The following is a 25,222-nucleotide window of genomic DNA, read 5'->3' on the forward strand; positions in this document are numbered from 1 at the left end:
AACCCTTTCCCGAATGAGAGGTCGTAAATGCGCAACCTTCTGGGCCGTGCTCTTGCCGTGTCGGCAAGTGTTTCCGCCATTGTTTTCTCACTTTCCGCTGCACCCGCTCTGGCCGGCGCGGACCCGCTTGCTCCGTCGACAGACTGGGGCGATTTCGGGGTCCAGACGCAGTGGATGGATACGGCCGTCAAGCCGGGCGACGATTTCGACGCCTACGTCAACGGCAAGTGGATTGCCTCGGTGGAATTGCCGGCCGACCGCACCCGCTGGGGATCGTTCATTGAACTGAACGAGCTTTCGCAGCAGCGCCTTCACGCGATCGTTGACGGTCTTCTGGCTGCGAGCCCTGCGCCGGGCACCGATACCGCGCGCGTGGCGGCGGCCTACAAGTCCTTCATGGATACCGATGCCATTGAAAAGGCGGGTCTCGCTCCGGCGCAGCCCTATCTGAGCCGCATCTTCGCGGCGAAGACGCCGGCCGACGTCATGCGTCTGTTCGGTGAGCCGGGTTATGCCTCGCCGGTGAGCGCCTGGGTCGATGCCGACTCCAAGCAGAGCGACATCTATGCGCTGCACGCCAATATCGGCGGTCTCGGTATGCCCGACCGCGATTATTACCTGAAGCAGGACAAGCGCTCGCTGGAAATCCGCGCGAAGTATCTGGACTACCTCACGTTCCTGCTCGGCAAGGCGGGGTATGCCGATCCTGCCAGCGCGGCCAAGGCGGTGCTGTCGCTCGAAACCCGGATCGCGCAGACCGACTGGGACCGCGCGGGCGCCCGCAATCGCGATCTGACCTACAACAAGCTGTCTGTGGCCGACTTCGAAGCCCTTGGGGCACCCGGGCTGCTGAAGACGTTCCTCGATACCGTCGGAGCCGGCAAGGCCAGCTACGTCATTGTCGGCGAGATGCCGCCGACGCCGGAAGAGCTGAAGACGGCGGGCATCGATGCCGCCAAGGCGGAGACGCTGTTCGGTGGCGGTATGCCCGCGCTGGCCAAGCTGTTCGACACGGTGCCGGTGTCCACCTGGCAGGCCTATCTCGCCGCGCATTTCCTCAGCGATCACGCTTCGGTGCTGCCGGCCGATATCGATGCCGCCAGCTTCGATTTCTACGGCAAGACGCTGACCGGCCAGCCCGAGCAGCGCCCCCGCTGGAAGCGCGGGATCAGCGCTGTTGAAAGCGAAGCAGGTGAGCTTCTCGGCAAGATCTACGCCGAAAAGTACTATCCGCCCGAGCAGAAGGCGGCGATGGCGGATCTCGTCGCGAACTTGCGCAAGGCAATGGCGGAGAACCTCAAGGACCTCACCTGGATGGGGCCGGACACCCGCAAGCAGGCCGAGGCCAAGCTCGATGCCTTCACGCCCAAGATTGGCGCGCCCGACAAGTTCAAGGAATACGAAGGCCTGACTTTCTCGGCCACCGATCCGCTCGGCAACATGGTCGGTGCGGGGGCCTGGCAGACGGCTTTCGACATGAACCGCATCGGCAAGCCGGTGGACCGTGCCGAATGGGGCATGTTGCCCGAGACGGTGAACGCCTACTACAACCCCAGCTACAACGAGATCGTCTTCCCCGCGGCGATCCTGCAGCCGCCGTTCTTCAATCTCACGGCCGATCCGGCCGTGAACTACGGCGCGATCGGCGCGGTGATCGGCCACGAGATGAGCCACGGGTTCGACGATCAGGGCGCCAAGTCGGACGGCAGCGGCAACTTGCGCAACTGGTGGACGCCTGCCGACAAGGCCGCGTTCCAGAAGCTGCAGGACAAGCTGGCGGGGCAGTACGATCAGTTCTGTCCGTTCGATGATGGCAAGACCTGCGTGAACGGCAAGCTGACGATGGGTGAGAACATCGGCGATCTCGGCGGGCTCAGCATGGCCTACCGGGCCTACAAGCTGTCGCTGAACGGCAAGGAAGCGCCGGTGATCGACGGTTTCACCGGCGATCAGCGCTTCTTCATGGCCTGGGCGCAGGTCTGGCGCAGCAAGGTCCGCGAGGAGCAGGCCCGCCAGTACCTCATCATCGATCCGCACTCGCCGCCGCACTACCGCATCGATGGCATCGTCCGGAACTTCGACGAGTGGTACAAGGCCTTCGATGTGAAGCCGGGCGACAAGCTCTACCTGCCGCCGCAGCAGCGCGTCCGCATCTGGTAAGGGTTCCTGCGGGGGGCCGGCATGGCGCGGTGCGCTGCGCTGTCCGGTTCCCCGCAGTACAGCATCCCCTGTAGTATAAATTGTCCCAACTATTTTTGCAGTGCAGTACGAGCCGGGTTGACTTGCCCGGCGCGTCGGGCATGACCTGCCGCCGATGGACCTGACCTTTACTGCGATCCTCCTCGGCATTGTCGAGGGCCTCACCGAGTTCCTGCCGGTCTCATCGACCGGGCACCTCATCCTTGCCACTGAACTGTTCGGCTATGATGCTGCCCAGTGGGCCACGTTCAACATCGTCATCCAGCTGGGCGCGATCCTGGCAGTGATCGTGCAGTTCTGGCGCACGTTCTGGGCGGTGGGCATGGGGCTGCTGAAGTTCAATCCCACCTCGATCCGCTTCGTGCGCAATGTGCTGGTGGCGTTCCTGCCCTCGGCCGTGATCGGCCTTGCGCTCAAGCACTATATCGAGGCGCTTCTCGGCCAGCCCAGCGTTGTGGCCTGGGCGCTGATCGTGGGCGGTATCGCCATTCTCGGGATCGAGAAGGTCGCGAAGCAGGGGCCGCTCACGGGCGTGGCCGAACTGCCGCTGAAAAAGTGCATCGGCGTCGGTTTCGCGCAGTGCCTGGCGATGGTGCCGGGCGTCAGCCGTTCGGGCGCGACGATCATGGGTGCGCTGGCGATGGGGGTCGAGCGCCGCACGGCGGCCGAGTTCAGCTTCTTCCTGGCAGTGCCGACGATGATGGGCGCGACCACGCTGGAATTGTGGGGCGCCCGGCATGAACTGGCCGCCGGGGCCGGGCCGGTGGGCTGGAACGAGATCGCGATCGGCTTTTTCGTGGCCTTCGTGGTCGCGCTGGTCGTCATCAAGGCCTTCATGGCCTTCGTCAGCCGCTCGGGCTTTGCGCCTTTCGCCTGGTATCGTATCGTTGCCGGCGCGGCGGCACTGTTCCTGCTCGCGAGGATGTGAACAAAGGGCATGGGAGACCGGCATGGGTAAGGGACTGGGGCGGAAGGACTACGAGGCCCTGCTCGAACCGATGCAGGAGGAACTGGTCGCCATGGCGCGCTGGGCCGATGCGACCGGCGCGCGTATTCTGGTACTGTTCGAAGGGCGCGATACGGCCGGCAAGGGCGGCGCGATCCACGCGATCCTGGAGCATCTCAACACCCGTCAGTGCCGCACCGTCGCGCTGCCCGCCCCCAGCGCGCGGGAAAAGGGCGAGTGGTATTTCCAGCGTTATGTCCCGCATCTGCCCGCTGCCGGCGAGGTCGTGCTGTTCGACCGGTCCTGGTACAACCGCGCGGGCGTGGAAAAGGTCATGGGCTATGCCACCGATCCGCAGGTGGAGGCATTCCTGCGCCAGGCGCCGGTGTTCGAAAAGCTGCTGACCGACGATGGCATCCTGCTGTTCAAGTACTGGCTCACCTGCGACCAGGAAGAGCAGGAGGAGCGCCTGCTGGAGCGGCTCGATAATCCGCTCAAGCGCTGGAAGCTGTCTCCCGTCGATATTGCCGCGCGGGAGAAGTACAAGGACTATACCAAGGCGCGCGAACGGATGCTGGAGGCGACCGATACCAAGCACGCCCCCTGGACGCTGGTCGACTTCAACGACCAGAAGCATGGCCGCCTGACTCTGATTCGCGACTTGCTCGACCGGTTGCCGGATACGCGCTGTGATCCGCCCGAACTCGATATGAAGCCGCTCGAAGAAAAGCCGAAGAAGGAGAAATTCGGCGCTCTTAAGCCGATCAAGCCGTTTCCGCTGCCCTGAAGGCGCGCCTCCGGCTTGACTTTCCCCCCTCTCTGACGCATGGGCCGCAGCCTTGAAGGGCGGCGCATTGTTGCCGCCCGACGTTTTTCAATGGAACAGGCCGACCTGCCAGGGCGGCTAACACGAGAGATTACAGGAACCCGCCATGGCGAAGCCCGCAACCGTAAAGATCCGTCTGGTCTCGACCGCCGACACCGGATTTTTCTATGTCACCAAGAAGAATCCCCGCAACACGACCGAGAAGATGAACTTCCGCAAGTATGACCCGGTCGTGCGCAAGCACGTCGAGTTCAAGGAAGCCAAGATCAAGTAAGGTTCACAGGCCATTCAAGGCTGTGTACCTAGGGACACAGCCATGAAGAACCTGACCCAGACCTTTCGCAATTGCGTTGGCGCGGCCGCTTTGGCCGCGCTTTCCGTTCCAGCCCTCGTTCCTGCGGCTCCGGCCTTCGCCGCGAGCCCGGCCGAGACCAGGCAGCTCGATCAGGCTGTTGCAGCCCTGCGCGGCATCTCGACGATGAAGGCGGACTTCATCCAGACCGACCGCAAGGGGCAGACCGTGCGCGGCACGCTGACGCTCAAGCGTCCGGGGCGCATCCGGTTCCAGTACGAAAAGAGCGCGCAGATGCTGATCGTGGGCGACGGTAAGGCGCTCACGCTGGTCGATTATGCCGTCGATCAGGTCCAGCGCTGGCCGATCAGCGACAGCCCGCTGGGCGCACTGCTCGATCCGCACCGCGACGTGGCGAAATTCGGCAAGGTCCTGCCCACGGGCAATCCCGACGTCATCAGTATCGAGGTGCGTGACAAGTCGCATCCCGAATACGGGGTGATCACGCTGATCTTCACCCGCAAGGCCTCGGCGCCGGGGGGACTCGAACTCACGTACTGGGTCGCGCTCGATTCGCAGAATCAGCGCACCACGATTGCGCTGTCCAATCAGCGCTACGGGATGCCTGTGACGGACAATGACTTCCGCTGGACGGACCCGCGCAGGAAGTCCCGTCGATAGAAAACGGCGGTTTGTCGCAAGGTGTCACGCCTCAGCGACAAATTGCGACAGTTTCCTGAATATCGTTCACCTAGCAGCAAGGCAGTTGCTCCTAATGTGAACTGGTCAGTACGGCTTGAGGCGGGTTTCCCCCCTGTTGCCCACGCCTCCTGAACCGGCTGTACTGATCCTAGCGTGACGAACGCTTACAGGAACCCTCGAGCCTCTGCCCCCGGCTCGAGGGTTTTCCTGTTTTTGGCGGTTTTCCTGTTTTTGGCGGTTTTCCTGTTTTTGGCCTGCCTTTTCCGTCCGGACGGGCTGCGAACGGCGCCTCGCTGCGCTTCCGGTGCTCACGGCCGGAAGGCCGCTGCGCGCAGGTCTCGTTCGGCACCATTCTCGCTCCGGCCGAACGAAAAATTCAGGCCAAAAACGCACTTCCCCGCCCGCTCATCCTGAGCTTGTCGAAGGGGCCTCTGGCCTTTCCGCCATGCGGTCCCTAAAGCCTGCGGCATGAAGATCGCCACCTGGAACATCAATTCCGTCCGTCTCCGCATCGATCAGGTCGAGCGGTTTCTCACCGAGCAGGCGCCCGACGTGCTGTGCCTGCAGGAGATCAAGGTCGCCGAGAATCTCTTCCCGCACGAGATGTTCGAGCGTCTGGGATACACCCACCGCGCCATCCACGGGCAGAAGGGCTACCACGGCGTCGCCACCGTCTCGAAAGTGCCGTTCACCGAATTCAGCCGCCATGACTGGCAGGACAATGGCGAGGCCCGTCACGTCGGCGTGGAATTGCAGGGCGCCGGGCAGGGCATGATCCTCGAAAACGTCTATATCCCGGCCGGTGGCGATGTCGCCGACCGCGAGGTGAATCCGAAGTTCGGCCAGAAGCTCGATTTTCTCGGCCGCATGACCGAATGGGCGGACAAGATTGACCGGCCCACGCTGATCGTCGGCGATTTCAACATCGCCCCGCTCGATTGCGACGTTTACGATCACAAGGCGCTGATCAAGGTCGTCAGCCACACCCCGATCGAGGTGGAGACACTGGGCCGCTTTCAGGATGCGCATGGCTGGGTGGATCTCGGCCGCCGGTTCATCCCCGCGCCGGAGCGCAACTATTCCTGGTGGTCCTACCGCAGCTATTGGCGGGCCAAGGATCAGGGCCGCCGTCTCGACCACATGTGGGCTTCGCCCGAACTGGCCTCGCAGGCCAAGGCGCACTGGTTCGTCGAGGAAACCCGCAAGTGGGAGCAGCCGAGCGACCACGTGCCGCTGATCACGGAGTTCGACCTCTGAGTACAGGCCTGCCTTCTCCCGGTGCCCGCCGGGTGGCGCTTGCGCTCGACGCGCTGCGTCATGGCTGGCCGGTGCGCGTGGGCGGCGGCGCTGTGCTGCTGCCGGCCGAGACCGGCTTCGCCATTGGTGCCACGGCGCCGCGGATGCTGATCTCAGCGGCACGGGCAGTGACGCTCAAGCTTGCCAACCAGCGCGAGGCCGCCGTGCCCGAAGCACCGGTACTGATTCGGGCGGCCGAACCCTTCGATCTGGAAACCGCGCGCGGCGTGGCCGATCCGGCGCTCGATCTCGTCCATCCGATGAAGGGGCCATTCGCGGCCGAGCCGATCGGCGATATCGAGGCGGCTCGCACTGCGATGGAACTGGCCCGGCTCGCCGGCATCCTTCCCGCGTTCCTCGCCGGCCCTGCGCTGGATGGCGAAGTGCAGGATGTCTCGCCCGAAGACCTTGCCGAATGGAAGGACACGCGCCGCCTGCAGATCGCCTCGCGCGCCCGGCTGCCGGTTGAGGCCTGCGAGGACGCCGAGATCGTTGCCTTCCGCGCGCTGGACGACTTGCGCGAGCATGTCGCGCTTGTCATCGGCAAGCAGAACGGGGACCGCGCGCCGCTGGTGCGGCTGCATTCCGAATGCCTGACCGGCGATATCCTCGGCAGTCTCAAATGCGATTGCGGGCCGCAGCTTCACGCCGCGCTTCATGCCATGGCGGACGAGGCGAAGGCGGGGGGCTGGGGCGTGCTGCTCTACCTGCGGCAGGAAGGGCGCGGCATCGGCCTCGTCAACAAGCTGCGCGCCTACCGGCTGCAGGACTTCGGCTTCGACACCGTCGATGCCAACAACCGCCTCGGCCTGCCCACCGAAGCGCGCGACTTCCCGGTGGCGGCGCGGATGCTGGACCTGCTGGGCGTCCATGCGATCCGGCTGATGACCAACAACCCGGCCAAGGTGGAGGCGCTGAGGGGCGTCGGCGTCGATGTGATCGAGCGGGTGCCGCACCAGTTGCCGCCCAATCCGCACAATCTGCACTATCTCGAAACCAAGCGGGACCGCACCGGCCACTTGCTGTGAGCGGGATTGGGCCGGGGCACCCATCGGCGCCCCGGCACCGGATCACGGCATCAGCAGGCCGATGACCGCGATCACGCCCGCTACCGTTCCGATGAACAGCGCGGCCCTGACCATGTCCCTGGGCTTGAAGCGGTCGATGTGCTGGGCCCGGTAGGCTTGGTAATGCTCTGCAACATCGGGGTCCGAGGCGAGCATCCCTAAGTCCAGCGGGGTGGCCACGCGGTCGAACCAGTTGGCGAGTTCGGCAAGTTCGGCCGGGGTGTTGTCGGGATAGCGGGAAAGGAGGGCGCCGATACGGGCGCGTTCTTCGTCGGCAATGGCGCCGGCGTTATGCGGGTTCATGGATTTTCTCGTTCTGAACGGGATGGAAAAAGCGGCGCGCGGCAGGCGCGGCGCTGGTGGTCCGATTCAGGCGAGGGGCGGGGCCCTGCTGTCGGGCAGGCGCGAGGGATGGTCGCGCGGTGGCGGGCCGCGGGCTTCCGGGCGCAAGTGCGGCGTTGCAAGGACCATGCGGGGGCGTGGTTCGGGCCGGACCGGCGCCAGCGTGCGCGGCACGGGCGGTGTGACTTGCACCGGCGCCGTCTCGCTGTCGCCCCGGCGCGCGGTGGAGACGGCGACGTCGATGGTCGAGGCGCTGAAGGCGGAGCCGGGCGGCCGGTCGAGCGGCGCGCGGATCGGCGTGGCGGCCTGCAGGCCGACCACGGCCAGCACCAGCAGCGTCCAGAAACGCAGGTGCGCCAGAGAGGAAAGCCGCCAGGTCATCGGGCCTAGCTAGGCCCGGCCGAGGCCAAGGGCAAGTTTGCTCCCGTCAGCGCCGCTCGTAGCGCACCAGCCCCGCGCCCAGCACATTGGCGCCGAGTTGGACGGCATCGCCCGACCAGTCGGCGACGAAAGCGGCGCGGCGCTCGATGCCGGGGGCGAAGCGGGCATTGTTGTCTTCCACGACAAGCCCGCCCGAGGGGTGGTTGCGGTGCTCGGCGGCCACGGCGATGAAGGCGGAGTAGTTTTCCTTGTCGCGCCCCTGCACGAACCAGTTGCCGGAGATCCGCCCGGTCGCGCCGTCGGCCAGGTCGATCATGTAATTGGTGCCGCGCCCGCGCGAATCGTCGAAGCTGCAGTTGAGGATGGCCACGCGCGCCGCACGGCTCTTGGCGTAGTGGCCGCCGGTGCCTTCCTCGAACCGGCTGCGGGTGACGGTGAGGGCGCCGTAGTTGCCGACATAGATCGAATGCGCGCAGCCCGATCCCTCGCAAGTGCCGAGCCGGGTGAACGTGGACTTGTCGATCATGATCGTGCCGTCCGGATCGTTGCCGGTCAGGATGCCCTGCTCGCTGTCGCGGAACCACGCCTGCGAGACGGAAAGGTTGCCGTGCTCCAGCCGGATGCCGGAGCCGTTCTTGTCCGGCACGCGCATATTGGCGAAGACGAGGCCCGAGACGGTGGCGCTGCGCCCGCGCAGGACCAGCGCGCCCTTGCCCTCGCAGACCACGCCGTCGAGCACCGACTGGCCGGGCACCGCCGCTTCGTAAGTCACGTCGCCGCCGGTCTGCACCGCGCAGTCGGCAAAGCGCAGCGAGGCGAAGCGGATCGTGCCGTGCCCACCCCCGATCGCGTCCACCGCGTCCTGCAGCCGGGTATAGCTGCGCCCGGTCTCGACCACGGTGTAAGGCGCGATCCGCGGCCCGTTCTGGGCGGAGGACAGGGCGGCGGGAAAGGCGGTGCAGAGCAGCGCTGCCGAGGCAAGCGCGAGTCGGGCAAGGCGGGTCATACCGCGCTTGTACCGCGCCCGGCTGGCCAAGGTGTAAACGCCTGCGGCGCCGTCCCGAGGCGGGACGGGGCGGCCGTCTGGCCGCACAAGGTGACACTCCGGTTGACACGGGTGACACGGTCCAGAGGAAAACCTGTCACCTTGTGCCGCATGTGTCACCTTGCGGGGGATGTGTAACCTTGTGCCGGTTCGGGCCGGCGCGCGGGCTGCGGGATTATGGGGCGGGAACATGGCCGCAAGGGTAACGTGGCAGGGGCAGTGTAGGAAAATGGTTTGTCTGCCTTGCGCCCATTCAAGCCGTTCGACCGAGATCGTAGCAAACCAATGAGTGGACATTCTGCGTACGACCGGGGCTGCGAAGGGTTTCGGGCGCTTGCGTACGAAAGCCTCCAGTGCAGGAACCCGCGGGCCCCACGCGCTGGTTTATGGGTAAATTGGCTTTGGGATGGTTCTGGCGGGTAAGTGTTGCCGTGCCGGAAGTGCGACTATCGGTCGGATCGCCGTGATTTCGTGCGGCGTCAGGCCGCGAGCAGCGGTGGTTTTGCGGATCAGTGTGTGCTGCGCCCGGTTTAATTCGGGGATGGGTATGCGCTGGGTCGTCGGCCAGGACGCCATGAGCGTGACCGTCATGCAGGGTGGGCCATGCCGGATCATGGCGTGTTCTCCCGGATGGACGCTGCTGACAGCGGCGGCGCTCGAGGCTGGCACCAGCGGACGAAAGTCTCGACGATAGTCATGTGCCCACCGCAGCACGGGCATGACGGGCGGTGATCGGGCGGTTCTTCCGGTTCGGGCGCCTCGATTGGCGCAGCGACGCCCAGTAGTCTTCGGGCGAGCACCATGGCGTCCTTGTGCATCGAGCTGGCGAGCAGGCCATAATGCCGGATGCGGTGGAAGCCGCGCGGCAGGACGTGGATCAGGAAGCGGCGGATGAACTCGTCCGTCGCCAGCGTCATGACCTGCTGCCGCTCGGCCTCACCGCGACGGTAATCCTTGTAGCGGAACGTCACGCCGGTCTCGTCAAAGGCGAGGAGCCGCCGGTTCGAGATCGCGACGCGGTGGGTATAACGCGAGAGGTAGGCCAGCACCGCCTGCGGCCCCGCAAAGGGTGGCTTGGCATAGACCACCCAGCGCTTCTTCCGGATCGGCGACAGATGCCGCAGGAAGGCCCTGCGTGTCGCGAGGCCCACCAAGGTGCTGAAGAAGGCCAGCTTGCCGGCATCGAACAATGCCAGCAGGCGAGTGAGGAACAGCCGGCGGAAGAGCGCGCCCAACACTCGCACCGGTAGCAGGAAGGCTGCGCGAGACGAGATCCAGCGCGTCCCGTTCGGCGCGATGCCACCGCCGGGCACGATCATGTGCACATGCGGGTGGTGGGTCAGCGCCGATCCCCACGTATGCAGCACGGCAGTGATGCCGATCCGCGCACCGAGGTGCTTGGGATCGGCGGCGATGGTCAGCATCGTGTCCGCAGCCGCGCGGAAGAGGAGGTCATAGACCGCCGCCTTGTTCTGCCAGGCGATGTCGGCGACCTCGGCAGGCACGGTGAACACCACATGGAAGTAGCCGACCGGCAACAGATCGGCCTCACGCGCGGCCAGCCAGGTGCGCGCGGCAGCGCCTTGGCACTTGGGACAGTGCCGGTTGCGGCACGAGTTGTAGGCGATCCGCCGGTGCCCGCAGTCGTCGCAGGCCTCGACGTGACCGCCCAGCGCAGCGGTGCGGCAGTTCTCGATGGCCGTCATGACCTTGAGCTGGCCGAGGCTGAGATGCCCGGCGTGGGCCGCGCGATACGCGGGCCCGGCGTTGCGGAAGATATCGGCGACCTCGAGCGAGGCGCGCACCGCGCTCAGCCGGGAGGTGCCCTGCCTTCCATCACGGCAACGATCTGGTCGAGCGGACTGGTCACCGCCCGCATGGTCTTGCTCGACACCCGAGTGTAGATACCGGTTGTGCTGATGTTCACGTGTCCCAGCAAAACCTGGATGACGCGGATATCGACACCCTGCTCGAGCAGGTGAGTGGCAAACGAATGCCGCAGTGTATGTGGGCTCACGCGCTTGTGGATCTCGGCGCGCGCAGCCGCTTCCTGCACGACGCGGTGCAACTGGCGCGCTGAGACCGGATCCGTGCCGTTGCGGCCGGGGAACAGCCAGCCATGTGGCAACATCACGCCCCGCCGCTTGCCTTCGCGCCACCATTGACGAAGCAAGTCCAGCAGGTGCGGTGAGAGCATGGCATTACGATCCTTGCGTCCCTTGCCCTGCTCGACGCGGATCATCATCCGGGTGCTGTCGATGTCATCGACCTTGAGGTGGGCAACCTCCGAGACGCGCAGGCCCGCGCCATAGGCAACGCTAAGGGCTGCTTTGTATTTGATGCCTGGCGCAGCCTCGAGCAGCCGCGCGGTCTCCTCGACGCTCAAGACCACCCGCAATTTGGGCGCGTAATGAATGACGACGAGCCCCAGCGCCATATCCGGCCGCTTGAGGGTGATACCGAACAGGAAACGCAGTGCAGATACGGCCCCATTGATGGTTGCCGGTCCAACGGCGCGCTCATGCTGATCAATCTGAAAACGCCGGAGGTCTTCGACGGTGGCGGAATCGGGGGGCTTGCCGAGAAAAGCAGCGAAGCGCCGAACGTGGCGGACATAGTCCTTCTGCGTGTGCTCCCCAAGGCCACGCATCTTCATATCCTGCAACATACGCTGGCGGAGCGAAGTGTTCGGAGCGGCGGTTGTGACAGTATCCATGGTGAGTTCCTTTCCGTTGAAGGAACCCGCATGGTCGAGCGGCAACATCTCCCCGCCCAAAGCCTTTGAAATACTACGCTACCTCACCTCACGCGACTCTCCCACGAAGTGGGTTCGTGCTCTGGGACATAACGGTCGTTCCCTACAGGTGCATCGAAAGGCAGGTCTTGTCAGGAGCAGACGTCTAACGTTAGAGCCCTTGCATATCATGATGTTGATGTCACACCGGGGGGCATGACCGACCCAAACGAAAACCAAGACGATGCAGAGCGGCCCACCAGTGGGCGCCGAGGAAACAAGGTCATCGTGCAAGTAAGGAAGCACAGCCCTGCTACGCTCGCCGCACCCGACCCGCGCGATGTGTCGATCAGGCCCGAAGTGGCTATGCTACCCCTCTCGTCCGATACACTACAACGTCTCAACGAGACCATGCCGGCTGTGCGGGAACTCGCTCGGTTCGCTAATGGTCCACGCTATGAAGCCTACTTCAAGGGGGGCAAGGCCGCGCAGGTGACCAAGGCCGGACACCTCTCCAACGTGCAGCATGATGGCAAGAAGATCACGGAGACTGCAAAGCTTCGCAGCCTAAAGGCGGGCCAGGTTGCACAGCTGGGCTTCTCACTGCTGACTGTCGCCGTGGGCATGGAGCACATGGCCCGCATCGACCGACAGCTCGCTGACCTCAACAGGAAGGTCGACGAGATAGCGGCCATGATGGACGACGACCTCGTTGCCCGGATCAAGGTCGTCGCGGCGTCGATCCATCGCTTCACGGAAAATGGCGTCGACGGCGTTCCGCTGAGTACGGTGAAACTGTGGATGGACGGCCTATTGCGCGACCGACAGAAGCTGCTCGCCAAGATCAGCCGCATTCCCGATGGCCTCAATCCCTCGAACCGTATCTGGTGGGGGAGTAGGATGAAAGAGTTCAGGGCCGGCGCTTCGCGGGTCCAGGAGGCGGGGCGATGGATCGAGGTCGTCGCCGCGTTGGAGGCCGCGCTACGCCGTATGGCGTCAAGCACGGATCAGGCGTGGGTGCTGGATGGATTGCAAAGCGATCAGGTCATGGACTTAGCACGTGGCATCCAGGCCCGAGTGGATGCGATGATGGCGTCGGAAGACAAGGCCTGCGAGGATGGCATCCTGACGAAGGAGCGCGACGAAGCCCTTGGCGAAACACAGCGGGCATTCGCCGCCTTGGTTGGGCGCTTGGAGGAGTCTCGCCTGCTGCGCGAGTTTGAGCCGCGCCTGCAGGACGAGAGACGGGAGTTCTGCATGACCATCGAAGATGGCAAGTTGACCTCGTTGGGCGAGGTGCTGCCTACATCAAGCCAGCCTCGCTGCACGGGTGAGCATCGGGGCTAGGTCATCGCCTCCTCGGTCTCGATCCAGCCCACGATCGGGCGGTGCAAGGGAACCCACACCTGACGGTCCGCTTCTGAGCGTTTCGTCGGCAGCTATCAGAAGTGGACGCTAACAATAGCTGACCTGAATGACCGGGCCTGGTCGGCAGGCGACGCAGCGTGAGCGGCAGCTATCTTTGTATCTCCGCTCCAAACGCGACAGTTGCCTAGCGGCCCTAAGCAGACTCAAGCATGGCTCCACCACCTCAGTCCCGTCCGCCCCAGCGCCACCGCCAGCCGCCGCGCGTGCGCCGGGCGGCTACGGTCTTGAACAGGCCGGTGAGCAGCAGGACCAGCACCAGCGCGGCGATGCGGCCGCCCGAATGCCCGTTCTTCGCCAGCAGGACAGCTCCGGCCACGCAGGCGAGGTAGATTGCCAGAAGGGCCCAGCCCTGCCACGCGATGGGCCAGCTGGCGCCGTAGCCGAAGCGCTTGGGGGCGAACCAGTCGCCCTTTTTCAGGAACAGGTGGAGCATCAATTGTTCTCCTCTTGGGCGGGCGGGCGGCCCCGGCGGGCGGGTTCGCTGGCTTCCACCTTGATCCCGCGCCGGGCCAGTGCCTCGCGCAGGAGCACTTCGACCTGGGCGTTCACCGAGCGGAAGTCGGCCGCCGCCGCGCGCTCCAGCGCCTTGTAGAGCGCGGGATCGAGACGGAGCGGAAAGGCCTTCTTGCCGGGGCTCGCCATGGTCCTTCGGGGTTCTCTTTGCCTTGCGCGCTTACTGGTACAGCGTGCCGGTGTTGACGACGGGCTGGGTGTCGCGCTCGCCGCACAGCACCACCATCAGGTTGGAGACCATCGCGGCGCGGCGCTCGTCGTCGAGTTCGACCACGTTCTTTTCGGACAAGTGCGCGAGCGCCATTTCCACCATCGAGACAGCGCCTTCCACCAGCTTGGTGCGCGCGGCGATCACCGCTTCGGCCTGCTGGCGGCGCAGCATGGCCCCGGCGATCTCGGGCGCATAGGCCAAGTGGGTGAGGCCGCATTCGTCGACCGTGACGCCGGCCACTTGCAGCCGCTCGATCAGTTCGGCGCGCAACTCGGCGTTCACTTCGGCATGGCTGCCGCGCAGGGTGACGTCCTCATCCTCGCCATCGTAGGGATAGCGCGAGCCGATCGAGCGCACCGCTGCCTCGATCTGCACGTCGACGAAGGCCTTGTAGTCGTCCACGTCGTAAAGCGCCTGCGCGGTATCGGCGACGCGCCACACCACGTTGGTGGCGATCTCGATCGGATTGCCGCGCAAGTCGTTCACCTTGAGCTTGTCGGACAGGATGTTGTTGGTGCGCACCGAGATCTTGGTCTTCATCATCCACGGCCAGATCCAGCGCAGGCCGGTCGTGCGGTCGGTGCCGCGATAGCTGCCGAACAGGGTGATCGCGGCGGCCTGGTTGGGCTGGATCATGTAGAAGCCCGAAGCGATCAGGACCAGCACCAGCACGGCGGGGATCACGAAAGCGAGGAAGCCCACGACGGCCGTCTCATCCGGATCGCTGGAGGCCATGCTCACCACGCTGAAGGCGACGGCGGCCAGCAGCGCCACGAAGGCGATCAGCATGACATAGCCGCTCATGCTGGCGGCAGGCCGTTCGCGGCTGGAATTGATGGGCTGATGCGTGCCGGACATCGAAGTGTCTCCGAAAAGTGATATCACTTTAATATCAGATTCGGGGGCTGAGTCAATTTGACTTGAAACAAGAGCGATTCGGTCATAAAAAGTCTGCGCGGGCCGGGCCCCTCTGGCGCGACGTTCGTTCTGTCCTGTTATGGCGGAACCAGCGGCGCGTGATGTCGGACCGCATCGGGTGAGTACCGATGCAGGATCCGGCCGTTTTACCAAAGGATCCGTGAAGGCCCGGCAATTCTTGCGGGCAGGCATCTCCTCTCCCGATCGAACCAACCCAGTTCGACAGGGATATTGATATGACCGATCGTACGTTCCGACTGCTTGAGCTTCTCCAGAAGCTGGATGCCTTGCTGGCAAAGGCCAGGGCAAGGCGGGTTCCCGACCCGCTGGAAATTGCCAGATTGAGACAGCGAAAACTGCACCTCAGGGGCAGGTTGGCGCGGCTGCTGTACCCCCCGACAGCCAGCGCGATGAGCCTGTAACCTGCGCGCCGGCGCGCAGCCCCCCTTCCCGCGCGCCGGCGCGACCCGCTGCTCTGTTTCGAGTATCTGAAAATGGAATTTCTGTTTGCAAGCTGGCTGGGAACCCCGGCCTGGTTCTGGCTGGCCTTTGCCGGCCTGGTTTTCGTGCTGACGGCCTTTGACCTCGGCGTCCTTCACCGGGAGGACCGCGAGATGGGCATAGGCGAATCGCTGAAGCTCTCGCTCTTCTACATTGCCGTGGCCATGCTGTTCGGCGGCTGGGTCTGGTGGGCCAAGGGCAGTGCCTCGGGCATGGAATACTTCACCGGCTACTTCATCGAGAAGGCGCTCTCGATCGACAATGTCTTCGTGATCTCGATGATCTTCGGCTTCTTCGCGATCGCGCCCAGATACCAGTACCGCGCGCTGCTCTGGGGCATTCTCGCCGTGATCGTGCTGCGCGGGCTGATGATCGCGGGCGGCGCAGCGCTGATTTCGCAGGCCTATTGGGTGATGTACCTGTTCGCCGCGTTCCTGATCGCTACCGGCGTGAAGATGCTGCTGACCGGCGATCATGATCCCGACATCGGCAACAACCCCGCGATCCGCTGGATCTCGCGCCACATGCGCGTGACGAAAGCGCATCACGGCGAGCGTTTCTTCGTGAAGGAGCAGGACGCCTCCGGCCGTATGGTCCGCGCGGCGACGCCGCTGTTCCTGGCGCTGGTGGTGATCAACCTGGCGGATCTGGTCTTCGCGGTGGACTCGGTGCCCGCGATCTTCTCGATCACGACCGATACTTTTATCGTCTATACCTCGAACATCATGGCGATCCTCGGCCTGCGCGCGCTCTATTTTGCGCTGGCGGCGATGGTGCACCGCTTCCACTACCTGAAGTATGCGCTGGCGCTGGTGCTGGTGTTCATCGGCGGCAAGATCCTGATCGCGGACTTTCTGCTCAGCGGAGCCAAGTTTCCGCCGCTGATCAGCCTCGGCGTGACGATCGCCCTGATCGCAGGCGGTGTCGGCTGGTCGCTGTGGAAGACGCGGCGTGCGGTAGAGGCCTGAAGGCTCGAGGACTTGCGCAATTTTGCAAGTGCACAAACGGGGCGCGGCGGCTAGGGCGCGGGGATGGCAGATGCCCCCGCTTCCCTGGATAGACCCGCCCCCGTCACGACCGGTCATGACTGGACCGCCCGCCATCTCGGCGGATTGCTGCTGGCGAACTTCGCGCTGTCGCTCGGCGGCTGGCTGGTGCGGCTTTCCGATACCGGGCCGGTGGCCGCCGGGTTCTGGCGCCTGTTGCTGGCCCTGCCGGTACTGCTGATCCTGGCGCAGCGAGAGCCTGCGGCGCAGCGGCTGGTAAGGGGCGGGGCGCTGGCCATGGTGCTGGGCGCGGGCGTCTTCTTCGGGCTGGACCTTGCCGCATGGCATGTCGGGATCGAGCTGACCAAGCTCGGCAATGCCTCGCTGTTCGCCAATGGCGGCAGCCTGATCGTCATGGTCTGGGGCCTGGTCACGGCACGGCGGGCGCCGCGGGTGCTGGAACTGACCGCGATTGCCGCGGCGCTGGGCGGGGCGGCGCTGCTGATGGGCGGTTCGCTGGAAATCAGCAGCGCGAACTTGTCCGGGGATCTGCTCAGCGCGCTCGCCGGGCTGTTCTATGCCTTCTACATCCTGATGCTCAATTCGGCGCGTGCGAAGCTCGGCCAGTTCTCGGTTCTCGTCGTTTCGGTTTGTGCCAGTGTCCCGGTGCTGCTGCTGATCGCACTGCTGCGCGGCGAGGCGATCATGCCGCATGACTGGACGCCGCTGATCGCGCTGGCCTTTTCCAGCCAGCTGGTGGGGCAGGGGCTGCTGATCTATTCGCTGCGCCACTTCCCGCCGCTGGTGATCGGACTGGCCCTGCTGACCCAGCCCGCCGTGGCCGCGACCATGGGGTGGCTGGCCTTCGGCGAGACACTGACCGCGCTCGATGTGGTGGGCATGGTCCTCTTGGCATCCGCGCTGGTCCTGGCGCGGCTGGGTGACAGGGGTTGAGTCGATGGCGCGCCTGATCCTGTTCAACAAGCCTTATGAAGTGCTGTCGCAGTTCACCGATGCGAAATCGCCCAGCCCGCGCGCCACGCTTTCGGATTTCATCGACGTCCCCGGCGTCTATCCCGCCGGCCGGCTCGACCGGGACAGCGAAGGGCTGCTGCTGCTGACCGATGACGGCCGCCTGCAGGCGCGCATTGCCGATCCGAAGTTCAAGCTGCCCAAGACCTATCTGGTGCAAGTGGAAGGCGAGCCGGACGAAGCTGCGCTGGCTGCGCTGCGCAAGGGTGTGATGCTCAAGGACGGCATGACCCGCCCTGCCGAGGCGCGCCGCATTGCCGATCCGGAACTGTGGCCGCGCAATCCGCCGGTGCGGTTCCGCAAGTCCGTGCCCGACTGCTGGATCGAACTCACCATCCGCGAAGGGCGCAACCGCCAGGTCCGCCGCATGACGGCCGCTGTCGGCCATCCGACCTTGCGGCTGGTCCGCTGGCGAATCGGTGACTGGGCGCTGGGCGGCATTGCACCGGGGGAATGGCGGGAAGTGGCCGTGACGGGCGGCCTCACCTGATTCGGCGATTCGGCCGGTCTGCCGCCAGACGACCCTCCCCGGCTAGGAGAAGAGGAGGCAGGCAAGGGGGCGCAATTTCGAAAATGTCTTTTAATAAAGACTGTTGGTATTTCACGACGAAATTCTGACAACTTCATCATTTCAGTTCAATGAACTTTTATTGACTATTAAAATTCTGATAATCATCAAATTTACTTCTGTCACATTAATATATGATGCCTCTCAGGGGACGTCGGCCCGTCTGGCCGCGCTGGCAGGAGGGATCGATGAACGAAGGACTTGGCGATACCGGGCTTTCGCCCTGGGGGATGTTCCTGGGAGCGGATCCCATCGTCCAGATCGTGATGGGGGCACTCGTGTTCGCATCGCTGGTGACCTGGACGATCCTGTTCGCAAAGGGCTTCGCGATGCGCCGCGAGGTGAAGCGGCTGAAGGATTCGATCGGCGTGCTGCGGGCCGCGCCCCGGCTGGAAAGCATCAAGGACGATCTGCCGTCGCAGGCGGTGCGCAATCTCGTAGCTGACGCGCGCGACGAACTGGCGGCTTCGGTGAAGGCCGGCATCCTCGATCAGGCTGAAGCGCGCGTCGCGGTGGGGCTGGAGCGTATCGTTGCCGCCAATTCGCGCCAGGTCGGCTTCGGCGTCGGCACAGTTGCGACGATTGGCTCGACGGCTCCCTTCGTCGGCCTGTTCGGCACTGTGTGGGGCATCATGAACAGCTTCGTCGGCATTGCCAAGACGCACACCACCAACCTCGCGGTTGTCGCGCCGGGTATCGCCGAGGCGCTGCTGGCCACCGCCTGCGGCCTTGTCGCCGCAATTCCGGCCGTGATTATCTACAATCACCTGACGCGCGACGTGGGCCGCTACAAGGCGATGGTGGGCGATGCCAGCGCCATGGTGATCCGCCTGACTTCGCGCGAACTGGAACTGCTGGCGCGCGAACGCCGCGCGGGCGCTCCGAATGGTTCGGGTGAAACGAGTCTCATCACCGGCGCGGACGCGGATCGCGTGCCCGTCTTCCAGGACTGAGGGGCAAAGGTCATGGCCATGAGCCTGGGCGGTGGCGACACCGACGATTTCGCCGAAATGCATGAGATCAACGTGACGCCGTTCATCGACGTCATGCTGGTGCTGCTGATCATCTTCATGGTCGCCGCCCCGCTCTCGACCGTGGACATCAAGGTCGACCTGCCGACCGCCGCGGCGCCGCCGCAGAACCGGCCGGAAAAGCCGGTCTATGTCACGCTGTCACGCGATCTGGTGGTGAGCGTGGGCGATACCGCGACGACTTCCGCGACGTTCGGCAAAGTCCTTTACGACGCCACCCACGGCAAGACCGACACCCGCATCTTCGTGCGGGGCGACAAGTCGGTGGCTTACGGTGATCTCATGAACCTGCTCGACATCCTGCGCACGGCAGGGTTCCGGCGCGTGGCGCTGGTCAGCCTGGAAAAGGTGGCGAACTGACCGTGTGGAGGGGACAGGCAAGGAGGAGGCGGGCATGACGAATGCGGCAGTGGGCGTGCCGGCAGGCTGGGCCAGCTCTGAAACGCCGGACTGGCATCGCAGCGAATGGAGTGCGGGCGTGCTGGGCGCGGCCGTTCTCCATGCCGGGCTTGCGCTGGCCGTGGTCGCCGTGGCGGCAGTCGCGCGGGACCAGTTTCTCGAACGCCCGGAAATGGCCATCGAGCTCGACATGGGGGCCGTGGCGCCGCCGCCGCTGCTGGAACGGACCGAAGGCGCGGGCGGCGGCGGGGCCGGTGGCGCGATAGCCTCGCCCGAGCCGCTCAAGGCGCCCGCCGCACCGCTGCCGCCGCTGGTGCCGCCAGAGTTCATCGAGCCGGTGGAAGGCGCGCCAGTCGTGCGTACCGAAGGCCCGCCGCCGGTCGGCTATGGCGCCGGTTTCGGCGGCGGCATGGGTGGCGGTATCGGCGGCGGTATCGGGAAAGGCGTCGGGACGGGTACGGCCACCGGGGTGGACATCCCCAAGCCGAAGCCGCCCGAAACGACGGTGCAGGCCGGTGCACACTACGATCAGGTGTCGACCGCGGTCTATTCCAGCCTGATCCGCTATCCGCAAATCGCGCTGGATGACGGGCTGGAAGGCGAGGGCGCCCTGAGCGTCGTCGTGACCGGCGACGGCAAAGTGCTGAGCTGGGGCCTCGCGGAGTCGACGGGCCATTCGGTGCTGGACAAGGAAATCAGCCGTGTCGCCCGCAAGGTCCAGTCACTGGACCCGATCCCCGGCCTGCCCGCAGGCAAGCGGGCGATCGTTCACGTGAAGATATCGTTCCACATCGTGGGCTGAAGGGCAGGGTGGGGCGCTTACCGCGCCCCCAGGTCCCCCTTGCCCACGGTCCCGCTGGCCATCTCCAGCATCTTGTCGAGGCTCTTCTTCGCGGCAAGGCGCAGGCCTTCCTCGATCTCGACGCGCGGTTCCAGGTCGCGCAGGGCGAGGTAGAGCTTTTCCATGGTGTTGAGCGCCATGTAGGGGCAGATGTTGCAGTTGCAGTTACCGTCCGCGCCCGGCGCGCCGATGAAGGTCTTGTTCGGCAGTGCCAGTTCCATCTGGTGGATGATATGCGGCTCGGTGGCGACGATCAGCGTGTCGCCTTCCATCGCCTTGGCATAGTTCAGGATGCCGCTGGTCGAACCCACGTAGTCCGCATGGTCGACGATGGTCGGCGGGCATTCGGGGTGCGCGGCGATCGGGGCGCCGGGATGCTGCGCCTTGAGCTTGAGCAGTTCGGTCTCGCTGAACGCCTCGTGGACGATGCACACGCCCGGCCACAGCAGCATCTCGCGGTTGAACTTGCGGGAGAGGTAGCCGCCCAGGTGCCGGTCGGGGCCGAAGATGATCTTCTGGTCCGCCGGGATCTGCTGCAGGATCGTCTCGGCGCTGGAGCTGGTGACGATCACGTCGGACAGCGCCTTCACCTCGGTCGAGCAGTTGATGTAGGTCAGCGCGATGTGATCGGGGTGCGCCTCGCGGAAGGCCTTGAACTTCTCGGGCGGGCAGGAGTCTTCCAGGCTGCAGCCGGCGTCCATATCGGGCACCACCACGATCTTGTCCGGGCTCAGGATCTTGGCGGTCTCGGCCATGAACGTCACGCCGCAGAAGGCGATCACGTCGGCATCGGTCTCGGCGGCCTTGCGGCTGAGTTCGAGGCTGTCGCCCACGAAATCGGCAAGGTCCTGCAGTTCGGGCTTCTGGTAATAGTGCGCGAGGATGACCGCGTTGCGTTCCTTGCGCAGCCGCTCGATCTCGGCGCGCACGTCGATACCGGAAAGGTCGGCGGGCATTACGGTCATGGTATTTCCCTCTTTGTCGCGTGTGCCCCTCGGGGCGCGGCCTATCTAGGAGCGCCGGGCGCCGGACCCAAGGGGAAATTGCGCCTCAGGCCGTGATCTCAGGCCGTCAGCACCCAGCCTTCGCCCTGGCTGCCGACAAGGCCGCGCCGCTCCAGATCGATCAGGTGCGCGAGGACCGAGCGGCCGGCGGCGGGCCAGAGCCTTTCGTCCAGCCCCTTGTACATCTGCGCGACCATGTCCGGAATGCCGGTGCGGCCGGCTTCGATCTGGCGCAGGATCTGCTTTTCGCGGCTGCGGCGGTGGCCGATCATCCCGCGCACGAGCTGGCGGGGCTTTTCCACGGCGGGGCCATGGGCGGGATAGTACACGGTGTCCTGCTCGCGTTCGTAGAGCTTCTGCAGGCTGGCGAGATAGGCGCTCATGTCGCCGTCGGGCGGGGAAACCACGCTGGTCGACCAGCCCATCACATGATCGCCGGTGAACAGCGCGCCGGTCTCTTCCAGCGCGAAGCACAAGTGGTTCGAGGTGTGGCCGGGGGTGGCGACGCCGCGCAGGGTCCAGCCCTCGCCGGGGATCGCCTCGCCGTCCGCCAGCACCCGGTCCGGGACATAGCCGGGGTCGAAGGCGGCATCGGCGCGCGGGCCGGCATCGTCGAGCGTCAGCGGCGCGCAGCCGATGATCGGCGCGCCGGTGCGGGCTGCGAGCGGAGAGGCGGCGGGCGAATGGTCGCGGTGGGTGTGGGTGCAGCAGATCGCGGTGACTTCGGCATCGCCGATCGTCGCGATCAGGGCGTCGAGATGTTCGACGTCATCCGGGCCGGGATCGATCACCGCGACGTTCGATCCGTCGCCGACGATGTAGGTCTGGGTGCCGGTATAGGTGAACGGCGAGGGATTGCGCGCCAGTACCCGGCGCACGAGCGGGCCGAGCCGTTCGGCCACGGCATAAGGTCTGTCGATGTCCCGGTCTGCGGTCATGCGCGCGATATGGGCGCTGGCGTGGCGCCTGTCGACCCGCACATGCTCGGGCGCTAACAGGGAACAGCAGACTGTGGAGAGACGGATGCAGAGTGACGGCATGGCGGAAGGCGGCGCGATCCTGGTGATCGATGCGGGGACCACTTCGAACCGGGCAATGGTCTTCGCGCCCGATGGCGCGGTGCGCGCGCTGGCGCAGCGGCCGCTGACGCAGCACTATCCGCAGCCGGGCCGGGTCGAGCACGATGCCGAGGAGATCTGGCAGTGCGTGCTCGCCTGCGCCCGTCAGGCGGTGGCGCAAGTGGGCGGCGCGGACCGGATCGCCGCGATCGGCATGGCCAACCAGCGCGAGACCGTGGTGGCGTGGGACAAAGTGAGCGGCGCGCCGCTCTCGCGCGCCATCGTCTGGCAGGACCGCCGCACCGCCCCCGCCTGCGAGGCGCTGCGCGAAGCGGGGCATGAGGCTGCGGTGCAGGCGGCGACCGGGCTGATCCTCGATCCCTATTTCTCCGCGACCAAGATGGCCTGGCTGATCGCCAACGTGCCCGAAGTGCGCGCGGCGAAGGAGGCGGGGCGGCTGGCGCTGGGCACGGTGGAATCGTGGTTGCTCTACAAGCTCACCGGCGGCGCGCATCTTTCCGATGCCAGCAATGCCTCGCGCACCAGCCTGCTGCCGCTGGCGGGCGCGGACTGGGACGAAGGGCTGTGCGATCTGTTCGGCGTGCCGCGCGCCGCCTTGCCGGAAATCTGCGACTGCGCCGGGCCGATCGGCATGGCGCTGCCCGAATGGCTGGGCGCGCCGGTCCCCGTCACCGGCATGGCGGGGGACCAGCAGGCGGCCACGATCGGGCAGGCCTGCCTTGCCGTGGGCGAAACCAAGGCAACATACGGCACCGGGGCCTTCGTGCTGGCGAACATGGGCGCGCAAGTGCCGTCCTCGGCGCACCGGCTGCTGGCGACCGTGTTGTGGCAGCTCGGCGGTGAGCGGGTCTATGCGCTGGAAGGCTCGGTCTTCGTGGCGGGCAGCCTCGTGCAATGGCTGCGCGACAGCCTGGGTCTGATCGACGCGGCGGCGGAGACCGAGGCTCTGGCGCGTTCCGTGCCGGACAGCGGCGGGGTGGTGATCGTCCCGGCGCTTGCGGGGCTGGGCGCGCCGCACTGGCGGGCCGATGCGCGCGCCTCGATCACCGGATTGACCTTTGCCAGCACCCGCGCGCACCTCGCCCGCGCCGCGCTGGAAGCCATGGCGATGCAGACGCGCGATCTCGCCGAGGCCTTCGCGGCCGACGGCGCGCGGTGGACCAGGCTGCGCATCGACGGCGGGATGAGCGCCAACGACTGGATGGCGCAGGACCTGGCCGACGTGTTGGCGCTGCCGGTCGAACGCCCGGCCTCTGTCGAGACCACGGCGCTGGGCGCGGGGATGCTGGCGGGGCTGGGCGCGGGCCTGTTCGGCTCGCTGGACGAGGCAGGCCGGGCGATGGGCGGCACGCGCCATACATTCGCACCGGCCATGGCCGAAGCGGTGCGGGAGGAGCGGACCGGCGGCTGGAAGCGGGCGCTGGAGACCGTTTGAGCTGTTTGAAGCGTCAGGTCATAGTGTGGTGGAAACGAAGTTCACCTCATAACTCGTCGCCCCCACGAATGCGGGGGCCCCGCTGCTTTTTCTTGCGCTACGCCGCCAGAAGCGGGATCCCCGCCTTCGCGGGGATGACGTGGAATAGTGATGTGAACTTCTGATTTAGGGGACTGGCCGTTAACGATGTTTGCGGTCAGCTCGCAAGGCGCTGTTCGAGCCGTTCGCGCAGGCGCTCAAGCGCGCTCGGCTGGCAGGTCTCGCCGGGCCGCCAGTTCTGATCGAGGCGGAGCAGGCGTGCGTAGAACGTGCGGGTGGATTCCACCAGCTCGACGATCTCAGGTTCCAGAAGGGCGGTCTGGCCGGGATCGGCTTCGCGTGCGTCGGATGGCAGGCGGCCGTGGCGATGGAGCTGCAGTTCATTGATTTCGCCCATGAAATAGGCGCGATGATTCAGCAGCCAGGCAATCGCGTGCATCATCCGGGTGGTCGTGCGCAGCCCCTCGCTCGACAGCGCAACGCGGGCCAGGTCCTCGTCGATGCTGACCGTCTCCAACCGCCCGGACAGCGTGAAGGCATGGCGCACCTCGTCCGACAGGACGATGGCTTCGCAATAGAGCGCTTCGACGATGCGAGGGTTGATGGCGACCGGTTCAGACATTTCCTGTTCATATTTCGTACGGACGACTCGGCGGCAACCATATAATGGTAAAAATCCGCAGCGAAATTTCCCGCTGTCTCCGTTCGGCACGGTTCTTGGTGAACGCATGTTAACTTGATTGGCCGCGCGCGGGGGAAGGCGCCGCGCTGGCGGGCCTGGAAAATCCCCGGAGAATCGGGGCGTTCAGGCGATGATGTCGGGGATCAGATAGTCCTCGATCTGCGAGATCTGGTCCTTGAGCTTCAGCTTGCGTTTCTTGAGTCGGGCAATCTGCATCTGGTCGCCTGAGCCCGACGCCATCAGCGCATCGATCGCGGCATCGAGGTCGCGATGCTCGACTCTCAGGATTTCCAGGCGTTTACGCATTTCCTCTTCGGTCACGCCGAAATTCCTTAGTCTGGTTTGCCGTACTGTCCGAAGCGATCGGGCGCGATCCGGCCGACGCAGGATTCACGCATTTTACCGATATGAAGCATTCATACTCTTCGCAAGACGCCCTGAATATGGTTCCCTTCATTCGCGCCGGACCAGAAAAGCCGAGTCGCCAATCCGGGCCATCGGCATCGGGTCATAATGACAGGTTCGGCCCTAGAGGAGGAACGATCCATGGAGAGTTCGCACATCAGCGCCCTGCAGCTCAAGCATGCCGGTATCGAACGGCAGCTTCACGCGGAAATGAGCCGCCCGATGCCTGATGCCGCGGTGATCCAGGCCCTCAAGAAGCGAAAGCTCAGACTCAAGGAAGAACTCGTGCGGGCCTGACCGCCGGATTCGTTTCCTGCTGA

The 25,222-nt window shown here is 65.3% G+C and carries 29 protein-coding genes; 17 read left to right on the forward strand and 12 right to left on the reverse strand.

Features of this window, described 5'->3' with window-relative positions:
* The first annotated feature begins 27 nt into the window (after positions 1-27).
* From NN5_RS09625 to ribA, 7 genes are all read left to right on the forward strand, one after another.
* Positions 28-2,160, forward strand: a complete 2,133-nt coding sequence (locus NN5_RS09625; RefSeq protein ID WP_067734065.1) for a M13 family metallopeptidase — start codon at positions 28-30, stop codon at positions 2,158-2,160.
* A 154-nt stretch (positions 2,161-2,314) separates the two neighbouring features.
* On the forward strand, positions 2,315-3,127 hold the full coding sequence (locus tag NN5_RS09630) for an undecaprenyl-diphosphate phosphatase (protein WP_067734066.1): 813 nt from the start codon (positions 2,315-2,317) through the stop codon (positions 3,125-3,127).
* Between the two features lie 22 nt (positions 3,128-3,149).
* Positions 3,150-3,932, forward strand: a complete 783-nt coding sequence (gene ppk2 / locus NN5_RS09635; RefSeq protein WP_067734067.1) for a polyphosphate kinase 2 — start codon at positions 3,150-3,152, stop codon at positions 3,930-3,932.
* 145 nt (positions 3,933-4,077) lie between these two features.
* Positions 4,078-4,245, forward strand: coding sequence for a 50S ribosomal protein L33 (gene rpmG, locus NN5_RS09640; RefSeq protein WP_039391223.1), 168 nt, complete (start codon positions 4,078-4,080; stop codon positions 4,243-4,245).
* Between the two features lie 42 nt (positions 4,246-4,287).
* Positions 4,288-4,944, forward strand: coding sequence for a LolA family protein (locus NN5_RS09645; protein ID WP_067734068.1), 657 nt, complete (start codon positions 4,288-4,290; stop codon positions 4,942-4,944).
* Positions 4,945-5,433: 489 nt separating this feature from the next.
* Positions 5,434-6,222, forward strand: a complete 789-nt coding sequence (xth, locus tag NN5_RS09650) for an exodeoxyribonuclease III (protein ID WP_067734069.1) — start codon at positions 5,434-5,436, stop codon at positions 6,220-6,222.
* A 32-nt stretch (positions 6,223-6,254) separates the two neighbouring features.
* Positions 6,255-7,289, forward strand: coding sequence for a GTP cyclohydrolase II (gene ribA, locus NN5_RS09655; RefSeq protein WP_245656389.1), 1,035 nt, complete (start codon positions 6,255-6,257; stop codon positions 7,287-7,289).
* A gap of 42 nt (positions 7,290-7,331) precedes the next feature.
* Here the strand turns inward: ribA and NN5_RS09660 are convergent, their stop codons facing one another.
* The 5 genes from NN5_RS09660 to NN5_RS09680 form a co-directional block, all read right to left on the reverse strand.
* Complete coding sequence (locus tag NN5_RS09660) at positions 7,332-7,631, reverse strand: hypothetical protein (RefSeq protein WP_067734070.1); 300 nt, start codon at positions 7,629-7,631, stop codon at positions 7,332-7,334.
* 66 nt (positions 7,632-7,697) lie between these two features.
* Entirely contained in the window at positions 7,698-8,051 is a 354-nt protein-coding gene (locus NN5_RS09665) for a hypothetical protein (protein ID WP_067734071.1), read from the reverse strand.
* 46 nt (positions 8,052-8,097) lie between these two features.
* Positions 8,098-9,057 carry a right-handed parallel beta-helix repeat-containing protein gene (locus tag NN5_RS09670; protein ID WP_067734117.1) on the reverse strand — a complete coding sequence of 320 codons (960 nt, stop codon included), beginning with the start codon at positions 9,055-9,057 and terminating at the stop codon, positions 8,098-8,100.
* A gap of 650 nt (positions 9,058-9,707) precedes the next feature.
* Positions 9,708-10,901: an IS91 family transposase gene (locus NN5_RS09675; RefSeq protein ID WP_067734072.1), complete on the reverse strand. Its 1,194-nt coding sequence runs from the start codon at positions 10,899-10,901 to the stop codon at positions 9,708-9,710.
* A 5-nt stretch (positions 10,902-10,906) separates the two neighbouring features.
* Complete coding sequence (locus NN5_RS09680; protein ID WP_067734118.1) at positions 10,907-11,812, reverse strand: tyrosine-type recombinase/integrase; 906 nt, start codon at positions 11,810-11,812, stop codon at positions 10,907-10,909.
* Between the two features lie 234 nt (positions 11,813-12,046).
* On the opposite strand from NN5_RS09680, the gene NN5_RS09685 reads away from it, so the two are divergent.
* Positions 12,047-13,177, forward strand: coding sequence for a hypothetical protein (locus NN5_RS09685; RefSeq protein WP_157081080.1), 1,131 nt, complete (start codon positions 12,047-12,049; stop codon positions 13,175-13,177).
* Positions 13,178-13,421: 244 nt separating this feature from the next.
* Here the strand turns inward: NN5_RS09685 and NN5_RS09690 are convergent, their stop codons facing one another.
* The 3 genes from NN5_RS09690 to NN5_RS09700 are packed head-to-tail and all read right to left on the reverse strand — an operon-like array spanning position 13,422 to position 14,840.
* Positions 13,422-13,691, reverse strand: coding sequence for a hypothetical protein (locus NN5_RS09690; protein WP_067734074.1), 270 nt, complete (start codon positions 13,689-13,691; stop codon positions 13,422-13,424).
* Positions 13,691-13,900 carry a type II toxin-antitoxin system antitoxin gene (locus tag NN5_RS09695; RefSeq protein ID WP_067734075.1) on the reverse strand — a complete coding sequence of 70 codons (210 nt, stop codon included), beginning with the start codon at positions 13,898-13,900 and terminating at the stop codon, positions 13,691-13,693. Before NN5_RS09695 ends, NN5_RS09690 begins: the two co-directional genes overlap by 1 nt.
* A gap of 31 nt (positions 13,901-13,931) precedes the next feature.
* Positions 13,932-14,840 (reverse strand): SPFH domain-containing protein, encoded by a 909-nt coding sequence (locus NN5_RS09700; RefSeq protein WP_067734076.1) that lies wholly within the window; start codon positions 14,838-14,840, stop codon positions 13,932-13,934.
* Between the two features lie 296 nt (positions 14,841-15,136).
* Between NN5_RS09700 and NN5_RS09705 the strand changes: the two genes are divergently transcribed.
* The 7 genes from NN5_RS09705 to NN5_RS09735 all read left to right on the forward strand — a co-directional run bounded on the left by NN5_RS09705 (position 15,137) and on the right by NN5_RS09735 (position 20,219).
* Positions 15,137-15,322 carry a DUF465 domain-containing protein gene (locus NN5_RS09705; protein WP_067734077.1) on the forward strand — a complete coding sequence of 62 codons (186 nt, stop codon included), beginning with the start codon at positions 15,137-15,139 and terminating at the stop codon, positions 15,320-15,322.
* A 72-nt stretch (positions 15,323-15,394) separates the two neighbouring features.
* Complete coding sequence (locus NN5_RS09710) at positions 15,395-16,369, forward strand: TerC family protein (protein WP_067734078.1); 975 nt, start codon at positions 15,395-15,397, stop codon at positions 16,367-16,369.
* Positions 16,370-16,432: 63 nt separating this feature from the next.
* Positions 16,433-17,341 carry a DMT family transporter gene (locus tag NN5_RS09715; RefSeq protein ID WP_067734079.1) on the forward strand — a complete coding sequence of 303 codons (909 nt, stop codon included), beginning with the start codon at positions 16,433-16,435 and terminating at the stop codon, positions 17,339-17,341.
* Between the two features lie 4 nt (positions 17,342-17,345).
* Positions 17,346-17,909 (forward strand): pseudouridine synthase, encoded by a 564-nt coding sequence (locus tag NN5_RS09720; RefSeq protein WP_067734080.1) that lies wholly within the window; start codon positions 17,346-17,348, stop codon positions 17,907-17,909.
* Between the two features lie 266 nt (positions 17,910-18,175).
* Positions 18,176-18,940: a tonB-system energizer ExbB gene (gene exbB / locus NN5_RS09725; protein ID WP_067734081.1), complete on the forward strand. Its 765-nt coding sequence runs from the start codon at positions 18,176-18,178 to the stop codon at positions 18,938-18,940.
* Positions 18,941-18,952: 12 nt separating this feature from the next.
* A complete protein-coding gene (exbD, locus tag NN5_RS09730) occupies positions 18,953-19,378 on the forward strand; it encodes a TonB system transport protein ExbD (RefSeq protein ID WP_067734082.1) in 426 nt (141 codons plus the stop codon).
* A 34-nt stretch (positions 19,379-19,412) separates the two neighbouring features.
* Positions 19,413-20,219, forward strand: coding sequence for an energy transducer TonB (locus NN5_RS09735; protein WP_157081081.1), 807 nt, complete (start codon positions 19,413-19,415; stop codon positions 20,217-20,219).
* A gap of 17 nt (positions 20,220-20,236) precedes the next feature.
* Here the strand turns inward: NN5_RS09735 and nadA are convergent, their stop codons facing one another.
* Together nadA and NN5_RS09745 are read right to left on the reverse strand one after the other, a co-directional pair.
* Complete coding sequence (nadA, locus tag NN5_RS09740; RefSeq protein ID WP_067734084.1) at positions 20,237-21,223, reverse strand: quinolinate synthase NadA; 987 nt, start codon at positions 21,221-21,223, stop codon at positions 20,237-20,239.
* A 98-nt stretch (positions 21,224-21,321) separates the two neighbouring features.
* A complete protein-coding gene (locus NN5_RS09745) occupies positions 21,322-22,200 on the reverse strand; it encodes an MBL fold metallo-hydrolase (protein ID WP_067734085.1) in 879 nt (292 codons plus the stop codon).
* An 85-nt stretch (positions 22,201-22,285) separates the two neighbouring features.
* Here NN5_RS09745 and glpK point away from each other — a divergent pair, with 85 nt between their 5' ends.
* The gene (gene glpK, locus NN5_RS09750) at positions 22,286-23,776 is read left to right on the forward strand and encodes a glycerol kinase GlpK (RefSeq protein WP_373280333.1); all 1,491 of its coding nucleotides are present in this window, start codon (positions 22,286-22,288) and stop codon (positions 23,774-23,776) included.
* A gap of 196 nt (positions 23,777-23,972) precedes the next feature.
* Here glpK and NN5_RS09755 read toward each other — a convergent pair whose 3' ends face one another.
* Together NN5_RS09755 and NN5_RS09760 are read right to left on the reverse strand one after the other, a co-directional pair.
* The gene (locus NN5_RS09755; protein WP_067734086.1) at positions 23,973-24,437 is read right to left on the reverse strand and encodes a DUF1465 family protein; all 465 of its coding nucleotides are present in this window, start codon (positions 24,435-24,437) and stop codon (positions 23,973-23,975) included.
* Positions 24,438-24,620: 183 nt separating this feature from the next.
* The gene (locus tag NN5_RS09760; protein WP_067734087.1) at positions 24,621-24,818 is read right to left on the reverse strand and encodes a YdcH family protein; all 198 of its coding nucleotides are present in this window, start codon (positions 24,816-24,818) and stop codon (positions 24,621-24,623) included.
* Positions 24,819-25,043: 225 nt separating this feature from the next.
* Here NN5_RS09760 and NN5_RS25090 point away from each other — a divergent pair, with 225 nt between their 5' ends.
* On the forward strand, positions 25,044-25,199 hold the full coding sequence (locus NN5_RS25090; protein WP_084384859.1) for a YdcH family protein: 156 nt from the start codon (positions 25,044-25,046) through the stop codon (positions 25,197-25,199).
* The last annotated feature ends 23 nt before the right edge of the window (positions 25,200-25,222 follow it).

This window comes from Novosphingobium naphthalenivorans NBRC 102051 (genome assembly GCF_001590985.1).
Taxonomy (GTDB): Bacteria; Pseudomonadota; Alphaproteobacteria; order Sphingomonadales; family Sphingomonadaceae; genus Novosphingobium; species Novosphingobium naphthalenivorans.